At 34.2% G+C, this 24,216-nt stretch carries 23 protein-coding genes; 6 read left to right on the top strand and 17 right to left on the bottom strand.

Translation table 11 applies throughout. The features are described 5' to 3' along the window. Nucleotides 1-16: 16 nt before the first annotated feature. The 7 genes from murD to mraZ form a co-directional block, all read right to left on the bottom strand. Nucleotides 17-1,351 carry a UDP-N-acetylmuramoyl-L-alanine--D-glutamate ligase gene (murD, locus tag AC1Q7L_RS07395; RefSeq protein ID WP_492304909.1) on the bottom strand — a complete coding sequence of 445 codons (1,335 nt, stop codon included), beginning with the start codon at nt 1,349-1,351 and terminating at the stop codon, nt 17-19. A gap of 71 nt (nt 1,352-1,422) precedes the next feature. Continuing rightward, nucleotides 1,423-2,664 (bottom strand): phospho-N-acetylmuramoyl-pentapeptide-transferase, encoded by a 1,242-nt coding sequence (gene mraY, locus AC1Q7L_RS07390; protein WP_410691862.1) that lies wholly within the window; start codon nt 2,662-2,664, stop codon nt 1,423-1,425. 82 nt (nt 2,665-2,746) lie between these two features. Beyond that, complete coding sequence (locus AC1Q7L_RS07385) at nt 2,747-4,207, bottom strand: UDP-N-acetylmuramoyl-L-alanyl-D-glutamate--2,6-diaminopimelate ligase (protein ID WP_492304908.1); 1,461 nt, start codon at nt 4,205-4,207, stop codon at nt 2,747-2,749. Between the two features lie 98 nt (nt 4,208-4,305). Next, nucleotides 4,306-6,297, bottom strand: a complete 1,992-nt coding sequence (locus AC1Q7L_RS07380) for a penicillin-binding transpeptidase domain-containing protein (RefSeq protein WP_492304907.1) — start codon at nt 6,295-6,297, stop codon at nt 4,306-4,308. After that, on the bottom strand, nt 6,281-6,649 hold the full coding sequence (locus AC1Q7L_RS07375; protein ID WP_492304906.1) for an FtsL-like putative cell division protein: 369 nt from the start codon (nt 6,647-6,649) through the stop codon (nt 6,281-6,283). The genes AC1Q7L_RS07380 and AC1Q7L_RS07375 overlap by 17 nt, the downstream gene beginning before the upstream one ends. A 71-nt stretch (nt 6,650-6,720) precedes the next feature. Beyond that, a complete protein-coding gene (rsmH, locus tag AC1Q7L_RS07370) occupies nt 6,721-7,614 on the bottom strand; it encodes a 16S rRNA (cytosine(1402)-N(4))-methyltransferase RsmH (protein WP_410691866.1) in 894 nt (297 codons plus the stop codon). Nucleotides 7,615-7,653: 39 nt separating this feature from the next. After that, nucleotides 7,654-8,112, bottom strand: coding sequence for a division/cell wall cluster transcriptional repressor MraZ (gene mraZ, locus AC1Q7L_RS07365; RefSeq protein WP_066754174.1), 459 nt, complete (start codon nt 8,110-8,112; stop codon nt 7,654-7,656). A 272-nt stretch (nt 8,113-8,384) separates the two neighbouring features. On the opposite strand from mraZ, the gene AC1Q7L_RS07360 reads away from it, so the two are divergent. The 3 genes from AC1Q7L_RS07360 to AC1Q7L_RS07350 all read left to right on the top strand — a co-directional run bounded on the left by AC1Q7L_RS07360 (nt 8,385) and on the right by AC1Q7L_RS07350 (nt 10,274). Then, nucleotides 8,385-9,146: an alpha/beta fold hydrolase gene (locus tag AC1Q7L_RS07360; RefSeq protein ID WP_066754176.1), complete on the top strand. Its 762-nt coding sequence runs from the start codon at nt 8,385-8,387 to the stop codon at nt 9,144-9,146. 62 nt (nt 9,147-9,208) lie between these two features. Beyond that, a complete protein-coding gene (gene yihA / locus AC1Q7L_RS07355) occupies nt 9,209-9,832 on the top strand; it encodes a ribosome biogenesis GTP-binding protein YihA/YsxC (protein WP_066754178.1) in 624 nt (207 codons plus the stop codon). After that, nucleotides 9,825-10,274 carry a GNAT family N-acetyltransferase gene (locus tag AC1Q7L_RS07350; protein ID WP_492304905.1) on the top strand — a complete coding sequence of 150 codons (450 nt, stop codon included), beginning with the start codon at nt 9,825-9,827 and terminating at the stop codon, nt 10,272-10,274. The genes yihA and AC1Q7L_RS07350 overlap by 8 nt, the downstream gene beginning before the upstream one ends. 57 nt (nt 10,275-10,331) lie before the next feature. Here AC1Q7L_RS07350 and AC1Q7L_RS07345 read toward each other — a convergent pair whose 3' ends face one another. The 9 genes from AC1Q7L_RS07345 to AC1Q7L_RS07305 all read right to left on the bottom strand — a co-directional run bounded on the left by AC1Q7L_RS07345 (nt 10,332) and on the right by AC1Q7L_RS07305 (nt 16,572). Beyond that, entirely contained in the window at nt 10,332-11,225 is an 894-nt protein-coding gene (locus tag AC1Q7L_RS07345; RefSeq protein WP_492304904.1) for a hypothetical protein, read from the bottom strand. A 7-nt stretch (nt 11,226-11,232) separates the two neighbouring features. Beyond that, a complete protein-coding gene (locus AC1Q7L_RS07340) occupies nt 11,233-12,561 on the bottom strand; it encodes a beta-carotene 15,15'-monooxygenase (protein ID WP_492304903.1) in 1,329 nt (442 codons plus the stop codon). 5 nt (nt 12,562-12,566) lie between these two features. Further along, a complete protein-coding gene (locus tag AC1Q7L_RS07335; protein ID WP_410691870.1) occupies nt 12,567-12,974 on the bottom strand; it encodes a hypothetical protein in 408 nt (135 codons plus the stop codon). Nucleotides 12,975-12,980: 6 nt separating this feature from the next. Next, nucleotides 12,981-13,343 (bottom strand): DUF6804 family protein, encoded by a 363-nt coding sequence (locus AC1Q7L_RS07330; RefSeq protein WP_410691871.1) that lies wholly within the window; start codon nt 13,341-13,343, stop codon nt 12,981-12,983. 36 nt (nt 13,344-13,379) lie between these two features. Then, complete coding sequence (locus AC1Q7L_RS07325; RefSeq protein ID WP_492304902.1) at nt 13,380-13,685, bottom strand: hypothetical protein; 306 nt, start codon at nt 13,683-13,685, stop codon at nt 13,380-13,382. 12 nt (nt 13,686-13,697) lie between these two features. Further along, nucleotides 13,698-13,847 (bottom strand): hypothetical protein, encoded by a 150-nt coding sequence (locus AC1Q7L_RS07320; RefSeq protein ID WP_410691873.1) that lies wholly within the window; start codon nt 13,845-13,847, stop codon nt 13,698-13,700. A gap of 130 nt (nt 13,848-13,977) precedes the next feature. Beyond that, complete coding sequence (locus AC1Q7L_RS07315) at nt 13,978-14,643, bottom strand: response regulator (RefSeq protein ID WP_492304901.1); 666 nt, start codon at nt 14,641-14,643, stop codon at nt 13,978-13,980. A 14-nt stretch (nt 14,644-14,657) separates the two neighbouring features. Then, nucleotides 14,658-16,307 (bottom strand): tetratricopeptide repeat-containing sensor histidine kinase, encoded by a 1,650-nt coding sequence (locus AC1Q7L_RS07310; protein WP_492304900.1) that lies wholly within the window; start codon nt 16,305-16,307, stop codon nt 14,658-14,660. 61 nt (nt 16,308-16,368) lie between these two features. After that, nucleotides 16,369-16,572: a hypothetical protein gene (locus AC1Q7L_RS07305; RefSeq protein ID WP_492304899.1), complete on the bottom strand. Its 204-nt coding sequence runs from the start codon at nt 16,570-16,572 to the stop codon at nt 16,369-16,371. A gap of 376 nt (nt 16,573-16,948) precedes the next feature. Here AC1Q7L_RS07305 and AC1Q7L_RS07300 point away from each other — a divergent pair, with 376 nt between their 5' ends. Together AC1Q7L_RS07300 and AC1Q7L_RS07295 are read left to right on the top strand one after the other, a co-directional pair. Continuing rightward, nucleotides 16,949-17,743, top strand: coding sequence for a hypothetical protein (locus AC1Q7L_RS07300; protein ID WP_492304898.1), 795 nt, complete (start codon nt 16,949-16,951; stop codon nt 17,741-17,743). Between the two features lie 76 nt (nt 17,744-17,819). Continuing rightward, nucleotides 17,820-19,613, top strand: a complete 1,794-nt coding sequence (locus AC1Q7L_RS07295; RefSeq protein WP_492304897.1) for a metallophosphoesterase — start codon at nt 17,820-17,822, stop codon at nt 19,611-19,613. A 149-nt stretch (nt 19,614-19,762) separates the two neighbouring features. On the opposite strand, the gene AC1Q7L_RS07290 is transcribed toward AC1Q7L_RS07295, so the two are convergent. After that, entirely contained in the window at nt 19,763-20,830 is a 1,068-nt protein-coding gene (locus tag AC1Q7L_RS07290) for a phosphatidylinositol-specific phospholipase C1-like protein (protein WP_492304896.1), read from the bottom strand. 334 nt (nt 20,831-21,164) lie between these two features. Here AC1Q7L_RS07290 and AC1Q7L_RS07285 point away from each other — a divergent pair, with 334 nt between their 5' ends. Continuing rightward, nucleotides 21,165-24,209, top strand: coding sequence for a SusC/RagA family TonB-linked outer membrane protein (locus AC1Q7L_RS07285; protein WP_492304895.1), 3,045 nt, complete (start codon nt 21,165-21,167; stop codon nt 24,207-24,209). The last annotated feature ends 7 nt before the right edge of the window (nt 24,210-24,216 follow it).

Below are 24,216 nucleotides of genomic sequence, written 5' to 3'. Positions count from 1 at the left end.
TTTTAGCTGTTGGCTATTAGCTGTTTGCTTTTAAAACCTGCTCTTTAAACTGACGACCTCTGTCTTCATAGCTTTTGAATAAATCAAAACTTGCGCAACATGGAGACAGTAAAACCGTATCGCCATTTTTAGCTAAAGATTTTGAAATTTTCACGGCATCTTCCATACTTGAAGTGTCATAAATATATTCTTTCTTGTCTTTAAAGAAATCTATAATTTTTTGATTATCAATTCCTAAGCAGACAATTGCTTTTACTTTTCTTTTAACTAATTCCTCAATTTCTGAGTAATCATTTCCTTTATCTTGTCCACCAACGATCCAAATAGTTGGGTTTTTCATGCTTTCCAACGCGTAATATGTTGCGTTGACGTTAGTTGCCTTGCTGTCGTTGATGAATTTTACGCCATCAATTTCAGTTACTAACTCTAATCTGTGTTCAACTGCCTGGAAAGTCATTAGTGAATTTCTAATACTTTCATTATTGATTTCCAGTATTTTACCAGCAATTGAAGCGGCTAAGCTGTTGGCTACGTTGTGGTTCCCCAACAAATACAATTCATCAAGTTTCATTGAGAAATTATCTTTCAATTTTACTTTTATCTGATCATTGTCTACAAAACCTCCTTCAGACAAGCTTTCTTTTGTTGAAAAAGGGATCATTTTCGCTTTTATCTCTAATTTTTCAAGAATGTTTTTGCTCATTTCGTCATCTTTGTTGTAGATGAAAAAATTATCATTCTCCTGATTTTCAGCTATTCTGAACTTTGCCAATGCATATTCTTCATAGTTGTAGTTGTATTGATCCAAATGATCTTTAGATAAATTCAACAATAAAGAAATATAAGGTCTAAAGTTTTGAATATCATCTAATTGGAAAGAACTAACCTCCAACACATAATATTCATGATTTTCATCGGCAACCTGCTTTGCAAAGCTGTATCCAATGTTTCCTCCTAAACCTACATTTAATCCGTCATTTTTCAGGATATAATAGATTAGAGAAGTTGTTGTTGTTTTTCCGTTGCTTCCTGTGATCGCGATGATTTTAGCATTGGTAAACTCCGCAGCAAATTCAATTTCAGAAGAAAGTCTGATTCCTTTCAAATGAATTTTATTGATGATCTCTGCTTTTTTCGGAATTCCCGGGCTTTTTACGATCCAGTCTGCATTTAATATTCTTTCTTCGTCGTGGTCTCCTTCTTCAAACTCGATTTCATTCTCTGTTAGAAACTGTTTGTAGTTGTCCTTAATGACTCCTTTGTCTGAAAGAAACACTTCCAAACCCTTCTTTTTAGCCAAATAAGCAGCTCCACATCCGCTTTCTCCTCCTCCTAAAACAACTATTTTCATTCTTTTTTGCTTTATGCAGTAGGCCGGAAGCTTTAAGTTTACTACTTATTGCTTACAGCTTACAGCTGATTTTATCTCATTTTCAATGTGATAAGACATACAATTGCCAACATAACACCGATGATTATCATTCTGTTCACGATTTTACTTTCGTGAAAACCTTCTTTCTGATAATGGTGATGTAACGGTGACATCTTAAATAATCTATTGTTTTGAGCATATTCCAGCCCGTATTTTCTTTTTCTAAATTTGAAAACAACTACCTGTAGCATCACAGATATGTTTTCTATTAAAAAGATCCCGCACAACACAGGAATCATTAATTCTTTTCTTAAAATGATCGCTAAAACAGCAATAGCTCCACCCAGCATCAAACTTCCTGTATCACCCATAAAAACCTGAGCGGGATAGGTATTGTACCAGAAAAATCCGATCACGGCTCCTACCATGGCGACCACAAAAATGGTGGTTTCACCCATGTTGGGGAGGAACATGATGTTGAGGTAATCCGCAAAAATAATGTTCCCGGAAACGTAGGTAAAAAACGCTAATGCGAGTAGTATGACTGTACTTGTGCCCGCTGCGAGACCATCAATTCCATCCGTAATATTGGCTCCGTTTGAAACGGCGGTTACAATGAAAATTACGATTGGGATGAAAACGATCCATGCCCATTCGTGAGCGTCTTTGTCATTCATCCAAAATAGCATTCCGCTGTAGTCGAACTCATTATTTTTAGCAAAAGGAACTGTAGAAACAGTGATTTTTTCTGTAGGCATAAAATTCTGCTCTACATTATTTCTGTTCACGACTTTTGCATCTGCATATTTTCTTTTAACGGTAATATCAGGATGGAAATACATTGTAACTCCGACAATTAACCCTAATCCGACCTGTCCTACAATCTTGAATTTCCCACTTAAACCATCTTTATTTTTCTTAACCTTTTTTAAATAATCATCTAAGAAACCAATTGCGCCCATCCAAACCACAGAAACAATTAAAAGGACAATATAGACATTGGTAATTCTTGTGAATAATAACACAGGAATCAACGTTGCCAAAATGATGATAAGACCTCCCATTGTAGGAGTTCCTTCTTTTTGTTTCTGTCCGTCTAATCCCAAATCACGAACCAATTCGCCCATCTGTTTTGCTCTCAGATAGTTGATGATTCTTTTTCCGTAAACAAGAGCTATCGTTAAGGACAATAGAACGGCCATTCCGGCACGGAAAGAAATGTATTTTAACATTCCAAGTCCCGGGATGTGAATTCCATGGTTGGTAAGATATTCGTATAGATAGTATAACATTTTCTATTTAATTTAAATATTAAGAAATTAAGGTATTTAGAAATTCGTAATGTCTTAATCTCTAAATTTTTTAATTTAATTTTTACTTACTCATTAACTTCCAGAGCTCAATAATTACTTCTTTGTCATCAAAATGATGTCTTACACCATTTATCTCTTGATATGTTTCGTGACCTTTTCCGGCTACTAAAACAATATCTTTAGGTTCTGAGAACTTAATTGCCATCTTTATAGCTTCTCTTCTATCTGGAATTGAAGTGTATTTGCTGAAGTTTTGAGGTTCAACGCCTGCTTCAATTTCTTTTATAATTGCTGTCGGATCTTCTGTTCTCGGGTTGTCTGAAGTGATGATCGCCAACGTTGATTTTTTGCTGGCAATGTTTCCCATTTCAGGTCTTTTGGAATGATCTCTGTCGCCTCCGCAACCGAAAACTGTGATCAGTCTTTCATTTTTAGTTCTGATATCATTAATGCTGTCCAGAATGTTTTCTAAAGCATCCGGAGTGTGCGCATAATCTACGATGAAGAAAATTCCGCCGTCTGATTTGAAGGTTTCAAATCTTCCAGACACTCTTTTTAATTTACTAATTGCTTGAAGAATTTCGTCTTGCTCAAAACCGAGCTCAGAAGCAATTCCGAAAACCAACAGTAAATTGTAAACATTGAATCTTCCTGTTAATGTTGTCCAGAATTCTTTTCCATTAAAATTCAACAGCATTCCGTTGAAATCAATTTCCAATGATTTTCCGTGGAAATCTGCCATTGTTTTTAAAGCATAAGACTTTTTCGTAGCCTTTGTGTTTTGAAGCATAACCATTCCGTTTTTATCATCAACATTGGTGATCGCAATGGCTGTATCCTGAAGTTCATCAAAAAATCTTTTCTTTGTTTTTAAATACTCATCAAAAGTTTTGTGATAATCTAAATGATCGTGGGTAAGGTTTGTAAATCCTGCCACTTTAAAATGCAGACCTTCAATTCTGTTTTGAGAAATTCCGTGAGAACTTACTTCCATGAAAGCAAATTCGCAACCTTCTTCAACTGCCTGAGCCAAGATTTTATTAATGGTAATAACATCAGGAGTTGTATGTGTTGCCGGAATTATTTTATCTCCAATTCTAATTTCAACTGTTGAAAGTAAAGCTGAATCGTAGCCTAAATTTTTAAATACATCAAAAAGTAGAGTAGAAACAGACGTTTTTCCGTTGGTTCCTGTAACACCAATTAATTTTAATTTTTCAGAAGGATTTCCGTAGAAATTGGAAGCCAAATGACCTAAAGCTTTAGAAGAATCCTTTACTTTAACGTAAGTGATATTTTCATTCAAACTTTCAGGAAACTCTTCGCAAACGATTGTTTTTGCTCCTTTTTCAATTGAAGATGCAATAAATGAATGTCCATCCACAACCGTTCCTCTCATTGCAATGTACAATGAGTTTTCCGTAACCTTTCTGCTGTCGAAAACCAATTCCGAAACCTCACGAGTGTTTTCACCGTGAATTTCTAGGACTGGGATTCTATTTAATAATTCAATTAATTGCATTTTTTTGATGCTTTATATTTTAATTCTTTATGAATAACATTTTCATTGTTGATAGGATTATCATCCTATCCTTTTTTAAATCCCTTTGGGACTCTTTTTTAATTTTGCAGAGACAAATAAATTCTCTGGTTTTTACTAATTGTTGTGCCTTCTAATGGGAACTGTTCTTTAATTCGTCCAACTCCTTTATAATCGACACGATATCCTAAATTTTCCAATTGTGGGATGATGTTTTTACCGATCAATCCGACTACGCTTGGCATTTGTTTATTGTTAACTGCTATTTTCACATTAGGTTCAACCATTTTATTAAGGTTTACCTTTTTGTCTACAAGCATTTCTTTTTCAACGTTTTGAGGTGTTTTTAAGAAGGTTTTTCCTGCAATTTCTTTAAACACTGGTGCGGAAACCGTTCCTCCATAAAATCCTTTTGCTGTATTTGGCTCACTGATCATCACATAACAGGTATATTTCGGATTATCAGCCGGATAGAAGCCTGCGAATGATGCTCGGTACTTCATTGGGCCGGGCAACCAATATTCAAATCTTGCGGTTCCTGTTTTTCCTGCCATTTTTAAGTTTGGAGTAAAGATGCTTCGTCCTGTTCCTTTTTCTACAGCTTTGGTCAATGCACTTGTCATCATTTTAATAGCCTTTTCTGAGGCCATTTTATTCACCATTACTTCAGGTTTTGCATTGTACATTACCTTTCCGTCTTTCATGATTTTGTCAATGAATAGAGGTTTTAGCATTTTACCTCCGTTAGCGACTCCGTTATAAAAAGTTGTCAATTGTAATAAATTGATGTTTGATGAATATCCATAAGCGATTGATGCTAATGTTGCCGCATTCCATCTTTTATTTTCAGGAGTTACGATTTTCGGTTTTGTGATCCCCGGAAGCTCGATGTCCATTTTGTCGAATAATTTCCAACGTTTTAGATGATCCAAGAAAATCTGAGGTTTCTCAGCGTAATATTTCGTGATCAATTTTGCTGTTCCAACGTTGCTTGATTTTGCTAAAACATCACTGATGTCGTAAGTTCCACCACCGTGACCGTCTGAAATTCTTTGTTTTGCATAAACCCAAACTCCATTTCCTACATTTACAGTTGTATTTTCATCAATAAAACCGTCATCCATCGCTGCTAACAATGAAATTGTTTTAAATGTAGACCCCGGTTCAATGTTATCTTTTAGAGCATAATTGTAAGAATCTTCGTAATCTCCATCCTCGGTTCTTCTTAAATTAACCAAAGCGCGAACTTTACCAGTCTGCACTTCCATTACAATTACGGTTCCGTGTTTTGCTTCGAAATTAACAAGTTGTTTCTCCAAAGCAGAGTGCGCAATGTCTTGAATTCTAAGGTCTAAAGTTGTGTAAACATCTTCTCCGTCAACAGGTTCCTGAACTTTCCAGAAGTCAATTGGTTTCCATTGAGAAGAGTTGATCCTTTGCTCTAATCTTTTCCCGTCACTTCCTGTCAGGTATTTTGAAAAAGCGCCTTCAAGACCTGCTTTAAGCTCACCATTATCAATTCCGATAGTTCCGGCACCGATTTCGGAGGTTGCTAATTCTCTTTTATAGTTTCTGTCAACGATGAAACCGCCTTTGTTTTTTCCTTTTTTGAAAATCGGGAAGTTTCTGATTCTATCGTACTCGTCAAAATCAAGACCTTTAACTAAAGCGTAATATTGATTTTTCTTTTTCTTCTGTTCGTCGAATTTTTGTCTGAAATCACCTCTCGATTTTCCAAACATTTTGCTTAAAGAATCCGTTAAAGCTCCAATGTTGTTGCTGTAAATCGTGTCTTTCATCGTTTTGAAATCCAGATAGATATCGTAACGCATTACGGTTGTGGCAAGAATAGACCCGTCGGAGGCAAATAAATTTCCACGGGCAGCTTTTAGAGTTGCTTCGCGGTAATTTTTGTTAATGTAATCGTCTTTAATTTCCTGAACATTGGTATTTTGAAGAATGATGATCCTTGCAATGAACATTACAAATACGCACAAAGCCACCACTGCGAAGAGGTAGCCCCACCTTAAGGTTCTTTTACGTTTGTTGTCGTATTCATTTTGCTTTTGCATCTGTACTATCCAATTTTATTAATAATTTGTGAGGATGGTTTTCCAGTGTCATCAAGGAATCCCGGGCAACTTCTTTCCCTAACTGAGATTCCATTTTTACTTTAATAAGCTTACTTTGTGCGTAAGCGTTTCGAGATTTATATTCTTCTGTTTCTTCTTTTAAGGCGTTGACAATTTTAATCTTCTTATTGACGAGATGATTACTGTAAATCATTGCCATCATTAAGATAAACAACAAGAGAAAATACTTGTAATGTATTTTGATCTCATCACGATTCAGGAAATTACCTTTTATAATATCTATAAAAGTTAATCTCTTCTGAGGGCGATTTGTTGTTGTTCTTTTTGCCACTTTATTTATTAGTAATAGGTAATTAGTAATGTGTAATATTTAAAAATTGCTTATTACCCATTGCTCATTATTTATATTTTTATTCCTGTTCTCATTTTAGCACTTCTTGCTCTTGAGTTTTCTTCAATTTCCTTGTCATCAGGAATAATTGCTTTGCTCTTAACCAATTCGAATGCTTTTTTATAATTTCCGTAAATGTCTCTCTGAGGTTCACCCTCAAACATTCCGTTTTTCAAAAATCTTTTTACCAAACGATCTTCCAGAGAGTGGTAAGAAATTACTACCAATCTTCCATCGGGTCTTAAAACATTGTAAGCCTGAACAAGCATTTCTTTTAAAACTTCCAGTTCTTGGTTTACTTCAATCCTTATCGCTTGGAAAAGCTGTGCATAAAATTTATTGATCTTATGCGGCGGAAGAAAATTGAAAAGCTTTTTCAAATCTTCCGTTGTGTTGATGGTTTTAATTTTTCTATGGTGAACAATGTCTCTAGCTAATTTTCTAGATTCTCTTAATTCGCCATAATAATAAAAAATATTAGCCAACTGCTCTTCTTCGTAATCATTGATTACTCTTTTGGCGTCAAGACCCTGCATTACATTCATCCTCATATCCAAAGGAGCATTGCTTCTTGTGGAAAATCCTCTTTCGGCTTCGTCGAACTGATGAGAAGATACTCCAAGGTCAGCAAGAACCCCATCAACCTGAGACACTCCATACATTAATAAGGAGTTTTCTAAGAATCTGAAATTCTGATTGATCAAAGTAAATCTCGGATCATCAATTGTATTTTTAAGTGCGTCTAAATCTTGGTCAAAACCGTACAGTTTTCCTTTATCGGAAAGTCTGCTCAGTATTTCTTTTGAGTGACCACCGCCACCAAAAGTACAGTCCACGTATGTTCCGTCTGGATTCGTCACCAAATCATCAACACTTTGCTTCAACAAAACGGGGTTATGATACATGTTTAAGTTGTGTTTTTTGTCGCTTTTTTTATTTAGCGGTTATTCTTCATCTAAAGAGCCCATCACGTCTTCGGCAAGGCTGGCAAAATCTTCTTCGTTGGTTGAGATCACTTTTTCGTAAGCGTCTTTGTCCCAAATTTCAAATAATTCTCCGGCGCTGGTAATCACAATATCTTTTTGAAGATTTGCGAAATGCGTCAGGTCTTTTGAAATCTGTAATCTACCGGCATTATCCAATTCTACAGTTTTTACTCCTGCCGTAAACATTCTAATGAAATCAGCATTCTTTTTAATGAATCTGTTTAATTTATTAATCTTGCCCATCAATTTATCCCAAGCATTCATAGGGTAAACTTCCAGGCAAGTTTGGAACACGGATCTTTTGACTACAAACGCCTTGTCATCAAAGTCTTCCATCTGTTTGATCAGAGATGAAGGAACTTTTAAACGGCCTTTGTCGTCAATTTTACACTCATATGTTCCAATGAAATTTTTCATTTGGGACAAATTTATATAATAATTTCCAATATTTCCCACTTTTTCCCACTTTTTGACTTAATGTTAATAAGTTTTATTAAAGATTTAATAATATAGGTTTAAGTTGTTGATATGTCGGGTCTTGAGAATTGTATTATTCAGGCCATAGCAAAGAGATTTTCAAAAAAAGAGTTAAAAAGAGCTTTATTATATTATTTTTATTTTAAATTAGGCATATCAAAATATTTTTGAGGTTTAATTTGTATTTTTGCAAGGCTTTATTAAGGCGTTTTATGATATTTAGTACAAAAAAAGAAAAGAAATATACCTTTGTAGAGGCGGGAGAAGGACATCCATTAGTGCTATTGCACGGTTTAATGGGTGGTTTGAGCAATTTCGATAAGATGGTGAATTTTTTTTCAGAGAGAGGATTTAAGGTCTACGTACCTCAATTGCCGATCTACGATTTACCAGTGCTCAATACTAATCTTACCACATTAGCAAAATATATTATAAAGTTTATAGAGAGCCATATCGAAGGGCCTGTAACTATTGTTGGAAACTCAATGGGAGGTCACATCGGGCTTATATTAACTTTGGCAAGACCGGATTTAGTTAATAATTTGGTTTTAACAGGAAGTTCCGGATTATATGAAAGAACATTCGGAGACAGTTTTCCGAGAAAAAATGACAAATCATATATAAGGAAGAAAACTGAAGAGGTTTTTTATGACCCTGCGGTAGCAACTGAAGATCTTGTAGACGAGGTTTTTGGGGTGGTGAATGATAGAATGAAGGGAATAAAAACCGTAATGCTGGCCAGAAGTGCCATCAAACATAATATGTTGCACGATCTTCCTAAGATTTTGACGCCAACGTGTCTGATTTGGGGGAAACAGGATAATGTAACACCTCCTGAAGTTGCGATCGATATGCATAAATTTATTCCAAATTCAGATCTGTTCTGGATTGATAAATGCGGTCACGCAGCAATGATGGAAAAACCGGATGAGTTCAATGAAATTCTCTACAGCTGGTTAAAAGATAAAGTTTAAAAAAAATAAATTGAACCATTAAGAGCTTTTCTTAATGGTTTATTTTTCTAAAAATATTCGAAATGGTTATTAAGACTGCAGAATTTGTAAAAAGTAGCGGAAAATGGCAGGAATGTCCGGAACCGACAATCCCTGAATATGCTTTTATAGGAAGATCAAATGTTGGGAAATCTTCATTGATCAACGCGATGATGAACAGGAAAGATTTGGCTAAAACTTCCGGAACTCCAGGGAAAACTCAGCTTATTAATCATTTTATCGTCAATGAGAACTGGTATCTTACCGATTTACCGGGGTATGGTTATGCGAAAGTTTCAAAGGTTTTGAGAAGGGATTTTGAGAAGCTGATCAACAATTATATTCTAAACAGAAAAAATCTTGTGAATCTTTTTGTTTTGATAGATTCAAGACACAGCCCACAGAAAATAGATCTTGAGTTTATTGAATGGTGCGGAGAAAGCGGAGTTCCGTTTTCAATTGTTTTCACGAAAGTTGACAAACTGAAACCGAATATTGCCATAAAAAATGTAGAAGATTATAAGGCTGAGCTTTATAAAACGTGGGAAGATCTTCCCGAATTATACGTGACTTCTGCTGAAAAGAAAGAAGGATGTGATGAAATCCTTGATTTTATACAAACAACCAACGACTTTTTAAATAATAATAACGTTAATTTCGATGAGTAATATTATCTGGAAAATTAAAACATTTGAGGAATTTACGGTTCCTGAATTATATGCAGTTTTGAAAGCTAGGATCGATGTTTTTGTCATTGAACAGAATTGTCCTTATGAAGATTTGGATAATTATGATCAAAAAGCAATTCACATTTGGGCAGAAGAAGATGGTGAAGTTTTAGCAAATTGCAGGATTTTCAATAAGGGAATTAAATATGATGAGGCTTCGATCGGCAGAGTTTTAACCACAGAAAAAGCAAGAGGTAAAAGCTTGGGAAAACTGCTGATAAAATATGCCGTTGAAACCATAGAAAACCGTTTTCATACTTCTGAAATCAGGATTTCTGCACAGGATTATCTATTGAAATTCTATGGAGATTTTGGCTTTGAAGATACCGGGAAAAAATATTTGGAAGATGACATTCCACACACGGAAATGTTGAGAAAATAAAGAAAAGCGAAGAAATTAATCTTCGCTTTTTTTGATAATTAAATATATGGAGTGTTTTTAGTTTTTACCCGAAATTGCCTTTAAAATAATAGGTTCAAGATTAGACGGCAGATCTGCTGATTTTATCTGATAATTTTTGATCTTCATTTCTTTGAACCAGTTTTCCCAGTATTCTTTGATGACGTCTGCTTCGAAGGGATTTCCTTTTACGGGATTAATTCCCAGAACAACTACTTCAAGATTTTCAAGATCATCATTTGCTTTTATGAAACCTAAACCTTTATCCTGAATTTTATTTTTAAAATCCGAGGAATTCAGTTTTAATGATTTCACCAATTCAGGGGTCAGATACGATGTTTTTTGACCTTCGGAGAACTTGGAATCTTTGTGATAAATGTATCCATCAGTTAAAATGAAAAGCACATTCCTATGATCATCCTTAATACAGTAATCCTTCACTTTATTTTTGAAAAACTCCCAAATATCGGACCCTACATATTGCTTGTCCTTGATGGCAGACTGATAGATCTGTAAAGGAAGCGAGGAATATCTGGTTTCAACAAGATTAATATTATCCTTGGTGGTATTTTTATCAAACGAAACCTTCAATTGTTTTGTAAGGTCATTCATTTTGGGATCAGACGGTTCAGGATTAAAGAAAACCTGCATCTGATCATTAAGCTGAATTACTTTTTTACCTTTAATATGGTCTAAAAATCCCTTGTCGATCGCTTTGATGTATTCGACATCTCTCTGGAAGTATTCCATTGTTGGATTTGGATTTTTATCGGGATCAATTCTGTCTGAAAGATCAATTAAAATACTGATGTTTATATTCTTTGAATTTGAAGAATTATTTGCTGTCGTCAAGTTTTCAGAAACCTTTTCTTTTGGCTTTCCACACTGAATAAAAAATGCAGAAACAATCAATAAGTATAATATTTTTTTCATAACAGTTTTATAAGATTGACATATAAACAGTGTTCTGGCTATCGGCATTGGCTCCAACTTTCTTGAGGTTTGCATTGTACTTTTCAATACATTCTTCCACCAGCTTTTGAGAATGAATTCTTTCATTGATATTGGTAATCCAGCCCTGCATGTATTCTGAGGCGTACAGTTTGTAATCCTTTGTAGGAATAATTACCCCATCAATGATGTTCTGAAGCTCTTCAATTCTACCTTTTGCTTTGGCTATCAGTTCTTTAATGCTGCCAATGTTGGTTCGGATCTCCTCTTTTTGTTTCTCGAAATCTTCAATTCTTTCCTGATGAACGATAATATCCTTCTGCCTTCTTGTTTGTTCGTGCTTTATCTTGTCTTTTTCTTTATTTTCTTTCATTACAAAGTCGAAAACAAGTCCCCAAATAATGTAAACAATAAATCCCGCGAAAATAATTCCCCAAAACTGATTCTTTGTAAAAGCTATCGAAAGATCGAAAGGCGGGGAGGTAAAGGTTCTGTTGAGTTCATACAGTTTAGATTCAATTTCATATGCTAAAATGGCATCAAAAACGAATGTTATAATGAATAACAGGGCGACTTTAGAATAATTAACAATGCTTTTATTTTCCCCAAACATATGGATCAAGTATCCTAATCCTAAAAATACGAACGGAATTAATGTTACAAAAGCTCCTTCAAGCGGACCTTCATCCCAAGCTTTGTTGAAGGCCTGCGCATCCAAGACACTTTGAATAATATTTCCGTTGGCGTCAAAACTTTTAAAAAAAGCCGAATATGAAGTCGAAATATAAAAAGTAAAGAGATATAAACTTATCGGAATCAAAATAATTAATCCGATCCAGAACTTTGTAGAAGCTCCTTTTGTTGCCTTTACGCTGTAGGCTTCAGGATTTCTTGGAAGATCATTGATTTCAAATTTCAGTTTTTCAATCTTGTCCTGAACGTTTTGAATGTCTGTTCCTACATTGTTCAGCTGATCTTCCTTATTGTCTAAAGAAACGGTAAGTCCTTTGATCTCTGTTTCTTTATTTTTCTGCTCGTTGAGGTAAGGTTCCTTTAATTTTTTCTGTTTTTCAACCAGTTCTTTTTCTTCATTTTGAAATTTAGAATAAATTGCATCAAGACAAATTGACAAAGCGGTATGATTTCCGTTGTTTCTTGAACTGTCTCTATAACCGGATTCGTGATAGGTTCTTTTTCTGTTTTCCTCGGTAGATTCGCTTCCTAACGATTCTGTTTTTGAAAGCTGATCCTGATTTTCCTCGATGGGAACTGGCTTTAAACGAAAAAGATTCTTGAGATTGGATGTCATGGTATTCATGGTTATTAGTGTTTAAGGTCGTTGAGAATATCACTTTTAGTTTTTCCTTCCTTTACGGCTTCGATGAGGTAATCGGCAATGTCTTTTACATTTTCCTCCATAAATCCGAACATTGAAACATACTTTTTTAATGTTGAATATTCATTGGGAGAAACAACACCATCTGCCCAAATCATCACGGTGAGATCGTAGAGATATTCTACCTTTTCTTCAATGGTTTCAGGAATTAATGACTTTGAATTGATGGGATTTAAAAGAATTTCATCAAGATTTTTAGCTGAAATTCCTCTTTCTTCGGCCGATTTGTAAAGCATTTTCAGTTCCAGGGCACTGAAATCATCATCACAGATTGCCATTTGATACAATCTTAAAAAGTGAGCTTTTAGATTTTCTGGTATTTGTACTGTTTCCATAGTGTTTTATTTGATTATTCTGTCTCGTGTTCGTGGAATTTCTTCGTGTTTTGTGTTGATGATTTCAGGCTCTTTTGTTTTCTTTCTCGGAATTAATGTCGAAAAATAATACAAGAACAAAAGCCCGACAATGATGTCAATGATAATCCAAAAAGGCTTTAGATAAAAGTAAATCGGGATAATCGGATTGAAAAGAATGAAAATGAGCGCAAATGCAATAAACCAAAATCTTCTGCTCCTGAATTCATTGAAAATAATGATCAAGGCCATCACAGACACGATTCCCCTTAGGAACGTATAGTACCCGAAAGGCAGATCTATAATGCCGATAAAACAGCAGATAGCGGCTATAATGATGAGGTATTTCATGGTTTTTAGTTTTTTAGTCGGGCTTTTTTAGAGAAATTAATTACAACCTGAGCAGTATGATCTGTCTACATATTCTTTACTGTTTCCAGCCATGTAGTAGCATCCTCCTCTTTCTCCAACATACAATGAATGTCCGTTGTAAGTACAGCCTTTGCTTTGAGAATAAGAAGACCTAGAGCTTCTCGTTTTGCTTTTTCTGCTCTTTTTTCTTGAGCTTTTGCTTTTCTTCGGTTTTTTTGCCGAAAATTCAGTTGTTGTGGTTGTTCCGCTTGTTGATGCTGAAAAGCTTGCAGGTAATAATAGAGCTAAACCTAAAAGGCTTGTAAGTAGTAGTTTTTTCATAGTGATTGTGCTTTAGTTTTTACATCCGTTCTTATCGCAAGTTATTTTGTCATTGGTATTCGTCCAATGATCAGAATGAACAGTTGTGTCGGTACCGCAACCTGTTGTACCTCCTTTTTGTCCTTTATGGACGATTGCTGTTGGTGTGTGTTTTACATTCATAATAAATTTTTTAATTATTTAACACTCCAAAAGTATAACGCTTTAAAAACCAATCCTTACGGGAACCCGTAAAATGAAAAAACCTTTCAAAAAAATTGAAAGGTTTATATAAAAATGATTGAGGAAATAATTAAATAACCCCCAAATCTTTACAAAAAGCAACCAACTGCTCATTGCTCGTGACTTCAAGATCTTCTTTTAGGCTGTTTAATTTTTTCTCGACACTGCTTAAACTGTTAGGTCTCATATTATTATTTTGAAGATAAACAGGTATGTTTTTTTGCAGAACACCTTGTGAAAGGAGGGAAACTAAGGTAAGATCATAAGTTGAAAACTCATAATTATTAAGCTTTTTTACATCCTGTTTAAGGTCTAGGGATAAATAATTTTCGTTAACATAAACGGATGCAATTGCTTTTTTCAGGTCTCTTGAGTCATTTCTTGCTTTACGAACGTACCCGTTGATTTTAGACTCTGTAAAAAGCGAATCAATAATTCCTGATTTGTGTTCTCCTGAAAATACAATTATTTTTAAAGAGGGTTGTATTTCTCTTATTTTCTCAATTAATTCTTTTCCGTCCTTAATGGTTTGTTCACGATGATCTTCCTCGAAAGAAAGATCGGTGATCAGCAAATCGTAAGGAGCATTTTCTCGGATAGATTTTTGAGCTTTTGCTATTGCATCATCACAATAGTAAACATGATCAATATTGGGAATATTAAGATCTTCTAATGTTTTTTGGATAGACAGGCTGCCCATTTCGTGGTCTTCGGCGATTAAAATTTTTTTGAACATTCTTTTCTCTTTTTTTAGGATACAGGAAATGAAATATTAATTTTCAATCCTTTTTCGGTTTTGGTGTCAAAAGTAATTTCTCCGCCGATAGAATCTATACGGGAACCCGTACTCGTGAGCCCATTTTTATAAATTAATTTTCCAGAAACGCCTAAACCATTGTCTGTGTAATGAATTGTGATAAAATTATTTATTCTTTCAAATTTTAAAACAACTCTGTCTGCCTGACTGTGTTTTTTCATATTGACCAAAAGCTCTCTAATAATCTGATAAACCTCTTCCTGAGTTGATGATTTCACATCTTTCCAAATGGTCTCATCATTTCCGGCAACGTAGGTATTTACTGTTTCATTTTTAAAGGTGGCGATAAGCTTTGATATTTTCTTGCTGAAATCTTCCTCACCTTCCTTTGAATCTATTTTTTCATAAGAGATGTCTCTTGATTTTTCATAGACGAATTCCAGCTCATCCAGCATTTCATTTTTATCAATATTTTCCTGATTTTCAATTTTGGTTATTACTTGATAGATACCGTTAGCAACAACGTCGTGTACTTTTTTGGAGAGTTTGAGTTGATTGTTTTTTATTTTTAATTCGTTTTCTTGTTTTAATCTTTTTTGTCTTCTTTTGTACAGGAAAGTACCTCCGATTAATATTAGTACTAAAGAGGAAATACCAATATCTTGTTTGAAACTTTTTGATTTTAATCTTTGATTATCAGCGTTTTTTGCTTCCAAATCATACCTTACGACAGCAAATTGATTTTTATCTCTACTTCTTGCTGTCTGAATGCTGTCGCTAATAAAATCAAATCTTTGAAAATTTTCCAGATAATTTTCAGGATCTAGCCTTATAATTTTTTGTAAAGCAATTATTTGGTCATCAATACTTTTATTTTTGATAGCAGACTGAAGCATTTTTTTTGCAAAATTCAGGGATAGATTTTTATCTCTATTTAAATAATATTCAGATAGGGTTTCAAAACTGGAATTCTTACCCCATTCGTCATTTGTCTTTTCCCGAATTTCCAATGCCTGGAAAAATTCAGGTAAGGGATTATAGTTTTTATCGTCAAGATATTTAGCCTTTGCATAATTGTTTATTGCTCTTGAATAGTTATAATTTCTATCAGTTAAAATTGCTTTTTTTAAATATTCTTTAGCAAGTTTTAAATTTCCTTCACTTATCAAAGCATCACCGATATTATTATAACAGATATATTTATCTTCATCATTATTGGCATATCTTAAGGCTTTTTTATAATAAATATATGCACTGTCAAAAACCTTAAGGTTATTAGATGCAATAGCCATATTATTATAATTTGAAGTTAATGTTTTTGTAACAATAACATCTTTTTCGTCTTTAAGTAATTTATTTGACTCTAATGAAGTCTTGATTGATCCAAAAAAATCACCTTTACTTGTTTGAATTTGTGCCATGTTAGCTAAAGCTCTTGCAGCACCAATTGAGTCTTTATTATCTAAAAAAGAATTCTTTGCTAAATTAAAATTATAAAAAGCCGAATCCGCAATATTTTTTTTATTATACTCTTTCGCTTTTTCAAAAAAGGAGTTGGTGGAAAGTTCTAATTCTTTTGCTTTATTATCTTCTTTACAGGAAAATAAGACCATCAATAAAATAATCAATAGCGTGTATTTCATGAAGTTAGTTTTGGTACAATATAAGAAAAAAGACAGATTATACAATCTGCCTTTTTTAATATTAAGGATTAGTTGGAGTAAATGGAGGAGGTATTTGTCCTGTATTTCCTCCTACTGGCCCTCCGTCTTCTCCGGTTCCTGTAATTGGATCAGTTGGTCCGTTTTGCACTGTTACAGGGTTTCCGTTATTATCGTTACACGTTGTTGTATTTGCGTTGTTATGTGAGAATGCTAAGCCTAATAGCATTAATATAAACTGGATCATGTTTTCAAAAAATTTATTGTTAAAGCATTCGTGTTCTTCCCTGCGAAACAGATCGCAGATAGTTTTACACGGTTAAAATTTCGAAGCGCTTCTTAAATTTTTTGGGAAGTGAACCTTCAAAAACGGAGGAGAAACATCTGCTTCCCAACCCGGAGTTTTCCTCCGTTTTATCTGGTGATTTTGAAATAAGGTTTTTGATTTTCTTTATTTTCTGTCCCTGATTTCTTTTACAAATATCTGATAGAAATATTCGAATCTACAGACAGACGATAGACAGGTAGATAGAGTGTAAATGTTTGATTTTTATGGTAAACCGTAAATTAGTTGTCCGATTTTTGTCTAATTTGGACAGCAAATAACTAATACCTGAAAATTTATGTATGAGAAGAAAAGATTTTTAGTGAAAACCGTGTTTGAAAAAGCCAAAAATGAAATTCCTCGCGGGAATAAAAGTTCTATTGCATCATATCTAAGTTCACTTTTTGAGGAACAATATGGCTTTGAAAGAGAAGAGAGAGCATATGTAAGATATTATAAAAATTTAGTCGAAGAAAATAGAGACTATAACATTGATGACCTTGCTCTGGATTATTTAAGTAAATATATTGGATATGATAACTTTAAAAATTTCTGCATTAGAGTGAACATAGAAAATGATGATTTAAAAACTTTCACATTAAGCTTTAATGATATATCTGAAAAGATTCATCAAATATTTATTACTGTAACTCCAACAGTTTTATTACCTGATTTTGTCAAGAAAAATGGATTGGGTATTTTAGAAATAACTTTTGTTTTACTTCTCGTATCGGGAGGTGTTGTGTTTTCTAATAATAAAAATTCTAAACCTTTAAATTTAATTTCGTGTTGGGGTTCTCCTGCAATTGAGAAACCTTTTATGTATTGGGATGGAGATAGATACTTGGCGACCGACAGTAGTTATCTTGGACCCCAAATTGAAGTTATTCCAATGAATCCAAATATGTTTATATATTTAAAAAAGAATACAAGGCCAGATACGCTTACAATTGATAATTCTAAGGGAAAAGTTTGGTATGATAAAAGTGATAACCATGTCGAATTTTTTACAAGTTTTGGCAAACATCCTGAAAATGGAAAGACTTTAAAAGAAGCAACTGACCACATTATTGCGACTTATGGTGAGCAATAATAATTTCCTTCACAATTATTTAAAATTCAATTAAAGCAATTCACAAAAGAATCTATTACTTTCGTCTTATTTTAAGATGAACAAAGGAATATTTTCACTTTTACTTTTTACGTTTACTCTATTTTCGGCACAGCAAAAATCTGTACAAATTGCATTTCTTTCCGATGTGCATTTTCAGGATTTGTATGGAAGCTTTTCGGATAATAATTTTAAAGGAATTATCAATCCTAAAACAGCAAAACCCACCATTCTAAGAACGATGGATTCGCAATTGCATTCCACGAGAATTTTTAATGAAAACTATTTTGCCTTTCTAAAAGCGTTGGAAGATATTGCAACAAAAGGAATTAAAATAGTCGCCATGCCCGGAGATTTTTCGGATGACGGGCAAGCCTACAACCTGCGTGGTCTTCATAGAATATTAGATCAGTATCATAAAAAGTATGGAATTGATTTTTACCTAACCACAGGAAATCACGATCCTGTTGGCCCGTTTCGGCAGGATGCGGGAAAAGATGATTTTCTCGGTGAAGATGGAACCCCATTAGGAATTTACAGCAAAGAAAATCTTGGAAAAACAAAGAATAGAATCATTACAAAAGACATCGCAGAATCTGGATATTTAGAAATTTTGGATGAATTAAAAGCTTTCGGTTTTTATCCCAAAAAAGAAAATCTGTATTGGAGCACTCCTTTTGATCTGGATACTTATAAAAATTATTCATTCGAAAAAGCTTTACAAAATGCGGATTATTCCCGAAGAATGTATAACGTTGCGAAGGGTTTTTCTGTTCCCGATTTGAGTTATGTTGTTGAACCGGTGAAAGGAATTTGGATGATGGCAATTGATGGAAATACCTATATTCCTAAAAACCTCAACGGAAATCCAAATGATCCTTCTAACTATAATGGAGCAAGCATTGGATATAATAACGTCTTGACCAATAAAAAACATTTGATCAAGTGGGTGAAAAAGATTGCAGATAAAGCAAAATTAAATGGTAAAACCCTGATTGCATTTACGCATTATCCGATGGTTGATTTTAATGACGGAGCAACTCATGAGATTAAAAATTTGCTGGGAGAAAAAAAATGGCAATTAGAAAGAGTTCCGGATGAAGATGTTGCCAAAGCCTTTGCAGAAGCCGGTTTGCGAATACATTTTGCCGGACATATGCACATCAACGATACTGGAATTCGAAAAATCGGAGATAAAATGTTGGTCAATGTTCAGGTTCCGTCATTGGCGGCGTATTTGCCGAGCTATAAAATTCTGACAATTCATTCTCATGAAAAAATGGAAGTACAAACGGAAGTTTTAAATGATGTTCTTCGTTTTGATGAATTATTTCCGTTGTATGAAAAGGAATATGATGCATTAAGTCAAAACAAGAATGCTATACTTTGGAATAAAAACATTTTAAAAACAAAATCCTATCACGACTTCATGCTGTTTCACTTAAAAGAATTAGTGCGTTTGAGAATGATTCCGAATGATTGGCCAAAAAAGTTTATAGAAAAAGCGAAATCTTTAAATGGTGAAGACCTACTTTTATTAGCGCAAAATTCAGGTTCAGAAACAAAGCAAACAGGACTTGATTCAAAATCATTCAAAAAATGGAGTTTTGAAGATTTGTTATTTGATTTATATAAATTTCAATCTGCGGATGAACTGGCTAAAAAAGACATTCCTAAAGAAAGATTGCAACAATATCAAAAGTTGGAAAAGTTATTTGAAACTAATCAATCCCAAGATCCTTTCATCATACAATTAAAATCGGTCTTCAAAATACTTTCTTTATTGTCAAACGGAGATCCTGCAGATCATTTCGAGATAGATTTGCAAAAACAGGAAATAAGGAGGTTGTAGTTTTTTATTTCTCACGGATTTCACGGATTTTTGCGTTTATCTTTGTGTTATTCGTGAAAAAAATTAGTGTTATTTGTGTTTAAAATATTTACTAGAAACAAAAAAGACTGCCCAAAAATCAGACAGTCTCTCCTTTAATATCATTTTAATTATTTTCCGGTCACAGGATTTTTCCTTTCATACGTATTGTTATCAAAGCTGATTTTATAGGTTGACTTAAAAAGCTTACTCGGCTGATAATAATCTGTGGTAATCACCTGCGCGCCACTTTCCTTTGCTTTTTCAAATCTCGAATAATCTTCTTTTCTCGCTTCCATCGTATCGGCGTCGGCTCTTGTTCGAATGATATAGCCTTGTTTTACAAGATCATTAATCTTAGGACTTGGATCATTCATAATTAAAACAGCAGACTCAGGCGTTCCAGGAGAGGAATTGGTGAAAACCATTCTTCCTTTCAAAGAAGGATGTTCTTTCATATAAATATCCCTGTTTTCACTATTGTTATCAAGTACAAAAAGGAATTTTCCTTTGGCATCTTTCACTGTTGGCCAGTTTTTATGTAAAATGGCTTCGTTCAAGGTTTTATAAGAACCGCGAATATCGTCCGGAGTTATAATTTTATTTTTACCTAAATATTTTTTCAATTCATTATCCAGATCATCGAAAAGTTTTGAAGTGTAATGTTCAGGTTCCGTGCCAAATCTGTTGGTTTCTCCATCTTTAGGTTCTAGTGTAATGAATACAGGATCATGATCCGGATGGGCATCTGACCATTTTTTAAGATCTTTCAAGCAATCTTCTAATGTGTAATACCAAGTCTGATAATCAATATCTGTAATGTGGATCATCTTATAGCCTGGTTTTTTCATTTTTCCTTCAGGATCGAAAGGCTGTGTTGTTTTTACAAGGTCTAAAATCTTCGGATGAGCATATTTTCCTCCTTTGCTGTCTGCATACACATCAATTTCTAAATTTCTTAATCCTAAATCTAATTGTTGAGGTATAGGAATGTGTTCATATTGAATTCTGGGAAGAAAATTCATAGAATCTTTCTTAGATAAATAGCTGTAAACCTCTGGAAGAATAGCTTTCTTATAACTATTGTGAGAGCCAATTACCTGAATTTCATTAATTTTTAAATCATTAAGATTCTGAGATTGCGACCAAAATAGATTTAAAGTAGATAGGTACAAGACTATAAAAGCGGTCTTTTTCATTTCGTCAATTTTTGTAATGGCGAAATTAATGACTCTTCTTATCAGACGATTTATATATTATGTTAAGTGTTTTTTAAGATTGTGTGAATGATAAAAAACACAGCTTCGTAAACTACTGATAATGAATATGTTTTTATTTTCTCTTTTTGAGATATTTAAGTTTAATTGATTTTAAGATAACATTATGTTAAAATGATTTCGTGGTATATCATTTTACTTTGTATGCCGAAAATGAAACGAAGATCAAGTTAAAGAAAACCACTGTTGCGGGAACAACAGCGGCTTTTTTACTAAGCAAAGCATCGTTTAATTACAACTTACTTTACTTAATGATATGTACCACAAAATTAATTTTTTTAAATTTAAAAAGCTAATTCCGATCGCATTGATCTTTTTGGTGGCAAACCAAGCTCATGCTGAAGGATTTACAAAAACTCATTCTGTTTCCTTTCGGGTGGATGAAACAATTGCCGGAAATGTCACAGATCAGGATGGTTCAGCGATGGAAGGGGCGAAAGTCACCGTCGTTGAAACAGGAGCTACGGCAACTACCGATGCTTCAGGAAATTTTTCTATTTCCGCTTCTGTAGGACAAACGTTATCTATTTCTTATGATGGATACGAAGTACAAAAAATGAAGATCACTTCTTCATCAGTTTCAATTAAACTTCAATCTAAAAAAGCGGCTACTTCTATTGAGGAGGTTACTTTGGTAGGTTATGGATCTCAGAAAAAATCAGATTTAACGGGAGCTGTAAGTCAATTGAAGGCAGAAAACTTCAAAGAAGGAATGAATATTTCTGTTGATAATTTGATGCAGGGAAAAATTGCCGGTGTTCGTATCGTTCAGTCGAGCGGTGAACCTGGAGCAGGAGTGAATGTTTCGATAAGAGGAATTGGTTCTATCAGAAGTGGTAGTACGCCTTTATTCGTTGTAGACGGTGTTCCTTTGAGTAATGATGCGGTAAGCGCACAAAGTCCGAACGTTGGGTTAGGAAATGCTCAGGCTAAAAACCCGTTGAACTTTTTGAATACTTCAGATATTGAATCAATCACTGTTTTAAAAGATGCCTCTGCAGCGGCTATTTATGGAGCAAGAGGTTCAAACGGTGTTGTTTTGGTAACGACAAAAAGAGGTAAAAAAGGAGAGCCGATGTTTACGTATGATACGTATTTAGGTTTCTCTTCTGTGATTAAAAAATTAGACTTATTAACGGCAGATCAATATAGAGCTGCAGGAGTTGATAAATTGTATGACCACGGTGGAAACACAGACTGGCAGGATGAAATCTACAGAAGTGCAGTTTCTCAGAATCATTCGGTGTCATTCTCAAAATCTACGGAAACAGGGAATTATTTTGCATCACTTTCCCACATGGATCAGGATGGTATCGTGCTGAACAGTGGTTTTAAAAGAACAACCGCTCGTTTGAATGCCGAAGAATCTTTCTTTGACAATAAAAGATTAAAAGTTAAACTAAATCTTACGGCGAGTGACATTCAAGAAACCGGAATTCCGAACGGAGCCAATGCAGGTTCTGATGGTCAGGTAATTATCCACGCTTTGATGGCGAATCCTACACGTTCTGTTTACGATCAAAACGGAAATTACACCAATTTCAACATGAATGCTCACTACAATCCATTGTATTTATTGAGTGTTTATACTGATAAAACAAATACTTTCAGAGTATTAGGAAATACGGAAGCAACGTTGAGAATCTTACCGGGGTTGAATTATAAATTCAATTTAGGTATCGACAAAACGATGTCGGAAAGGAACACAACAATGTATCCGAACATCACCGACAGAACTCCAAAAGGAATGTATGTTCAGGCAAATCTAGACTCTTATAATGTGCTTTTGGAACATTATTTAACGTACGATCTTAGCTTAAATAAACATAATTTCAGCTTATTAGGAGGTTTCTCTTATCAAAAATTTAAGTCATCAGGAACTTATTTCGGGGTTAGAAATATTGCTAATCAGGGAGCAGGAGTTGCCCCGGAAATTAATCCTGGATATTCTGGAGAGACATTCATTCCGGGAGCGGGATATAATCAGTCAAACGAATTACAGTCTTATTTTGGAAGGGTAAATTACAATTTTGATAAAAAATACTTATTAACGGTTTCCTTAAGAGCCGATGGTTCTACACGCTTCGGAAGTAACAATAAATATGGCTACTTCCCTTCAGCTGCAGTTGGTTGGACGATCTCAAATGAAAATTTCCTGAAAGATTCTCAAATTGTTAATGAATTAAAATTAAGAGGAAGCTGGGGACAGACAGGTAATCAGGAAGTTCCGAACAAAATTACTCAGGATAGTTATTCGTTAGCTCAGGATGGAGGATATTATTTATATGATAATTTAAATCTAATCAATGGAGTTAAGATCGCAAGAACATTAAACCCGGATCTGAAATGGGAAGTGGTGGAACAAATAAATATCGGAACAGATTTCAGCTTATGGAAAAACAAATTGTACGGATCTTTAGAGTATTACAACAAAACGACAAAAGATCCAATTCTTAATATTCCTTCAAGAGTATTGAGTCCAACAACTTTGGTTTGGAAAAATGTTGATGCACAGATTGTTAATAAGGGTTTTGAGTTTACTTTAGGTTCAGAAATTATTAAAAATGAGAATTTCACATGGAATCTTGATGTAAACGGAGCAACGGTAAATAATGAAGTTAAAAACCTTCCGGTTACGGCAATTTATTCAGGTGAAGTTTCAGGGCCCGGACTTTCAGGAGTTACGGCAAATATCTATAAAAACGGATATGAAGCAGGATCTTTCTTTATGTTGAATTATCAGGGTGTTGATGCCAGCGGAAAATACATCTATGAAGATATTAACGGAGACGGGAGGATCGATCAGAAAGACAGAAAAATTTTCGAAGGAGCTATTCCGAATTTCACTTTCGGGATCAATTCTTACATGAAATATAAAAAGTTTGATTTTGCATTTTCATTCATCGGTCAGACGGGTGGTTACTTATTGAACAATACAGCATTGGATTTAAATATCAACAACTTAGCATCAGACAGAAACGTTTTGAAAGAATTTTATGATTCAGGCGCGAGCTTCACAAATCAGCCGCAATTATCGTCATTATATCTTGAAAAATCAGACTTTATTCGTTTGAATAACGTAAGACTGGGATATACTTTCGATATGCATCAACTGAAGTTTTTGAAAAGCATTAATCTTTACGTAAGTGCGCAGAATTTATTAACGATTACCAACTATTCAGGTTACGATCCTCTTGTTGACACCAACAAACAGGTTGGAGGAAACCAATCTCTGGGAATTGACTACACTACGTATCCATCTGCGAAAACTTTCATTTTGGGAGCAACTGTTAAATTTTAATTTAAGC

The organism is Chryseobacterium sp. GW823-FHT05E08, assembly GCF_058795655.1.
This window is presented reverse-complemented; position numbering and strand designations above follow the sequence as displayed.

Excerpts from the sequence above, each read along its gene's own strand:
- murD (WP_492304909.1), bottom strand. The coding sequence starts at position 1,351 with ATGAAAATAGTTGTTTTAGGAGGAGGAGAAAGCGGATGTGGAGCTGCT.
- mraY (WP_410691862.1), bottom strand. The coding sequence starts at position 2,664 with ATGTTATACTATCTATACGAATATCTTACCAACCATGGAATTCACATC.
- AC1Q7L_RS07385 (WP_492304908.1), bottom strand. The coding sequence starts at position 4,207 with ATGCAATTAATTGAATTATTAAATAGAATCCCAGTCCTAGAAATTCAC.
- AC1Q7L_RS07380 (WP_492304907.1), bottom strand. The coding sequence starts at position 6,297 with ATGCAAAAGCAAAATGAATACGACAACAAACGTAAAAGAACCTTAAGG.
- rsmH (WP_410691866.1), bottom strand. The coding sequence starts at position 7,614 with ATGTATCATAACCCCGTTTTGTTGAAGCAAAGTGTTGATGATTTGGTG.
- mraZ (WP_066754174.1), bottom strand. The coding sequence starts at position 8,112 with ATGAAAAATTTCATTGGAACATATGAGTGTAAAATTGACGACAAAGGC.
- AC1Q7L_RS07360 (WP_066754176.1), top strand. The coding sequence starts at position 8,385 with ATGATATTTAGTACAAAAAAAGAAAAGAAATATACCTTTGTAGAGGCG.
- yihA (WP_066754178.1), top strand. The coding sequence starts at position 9,209 with ATGGTTATTAAGACTGCAGAATTTGTAAAAAGTAGCGGAAAATGGCAG.
- AC1Q7L_RS07350 (WP_492304905.1), top strand. The coding sequence starts at position 9,825 with ATGAGTAATATTATCTGGAAAATTAAAACATTTGAGGAATTTACGGTT.
- AC1Q7L_RS07345 (WP_492304904.1), bottom strand. The coding sequence starts at position 11,225 with ATGAAAAAAATATTATACTTATTGATTGTTTCTGCATTTTTTATTCAG.
- AC1Q7L_RS07340 (WP_492304903.1), bottom strand. The coding sequence starts at position 12,561 with ATGAATACCATGACATCCAATCTCAAGAATCTTTTTCGTTTAAAGCCA.
- AC1Q7L_RS07335 (WP_410691870.1), bottom strand. The coding sequence starts at position 12,974 with ATGGAAACAGTACAAATACCAGAAAATCTAAAAGCTCACTTTTTAAGA.
- AC1Q7L_RS07330 (WP_410691871.1), bottom strand. The coding sequence starts at position 13,343 with ATGAAATACCTCATCATTATAGCCGCTATCTGCTGTTTTATCGGCATT.
- AC1Q7L_RS07325 (WP_492304902.1), bottom strand. The coding sequence starts at position 13,685 with ATGAAAAAACTACTACTTACAAGCCTTTTAGGTTTAGCTCTATTATTA.
- AC1Q7L_RS07320 (WP_410691873.1), bottom strand. The coding sequence starts at position 13,847 with ATGAATGTAAAACACACACCAACAGCAATCGTCCATAAAGGACAAAAA.
- AC1Q7L_RS07315 (WP_492304901.1), bottom strand. The coding sequence starts at position 14,643 with ATGTTCAAAAAAATTTTAATCGCCGAAGACCACGAAATGGGCAGCCTG.
- AC1Q7L_RS07310 (WP_492304900.1), bottom strand. The coding sequence starts at position 16,307 with ATGAAATACACGCTATTGATTATTTTATTGATGGTCTTATTTTCCTGT.
- AC1Q7L_RS07305 (WP_492304899.1), bottom strand. The coding sequence starts at position 16,572 with ATGATCCAGTTTATATTAATGCTATTAGGCTTAGCATTCTCACATAAC.
- AC1Q7L_RS07300 (WP_492304898.1), top strand. The coding sequence starts at position 16,949 with ATGTATGAGAAGAAAAGATTTTTAGTGAAAACCGTGTTTGAAAAAGCC.
- AC1Q7L_RS07295 (WP_492304897.1), top strand. The coding sequence starts at position 17,820 with ATGAACAAAGGAATATTTTCACTTTTACTTTTTACGTTTACTCTATTT.
- AC1Q7L_RS07290 (WP_492304896.1), bottom strand. The coding sequence starts at position 20,830 with ATGAAAAAGACCGCTTTTATAGTCTTGTACCTATCTACTTTAAATCTA.
- AC1Q7L_RS07285 (WP_492304895.1), top strand. The coding sequence starts at position 21,165 with ATGTACCACAAAATTAATTTTTTTAAATTTAAAAAGCTAATTCCGATC.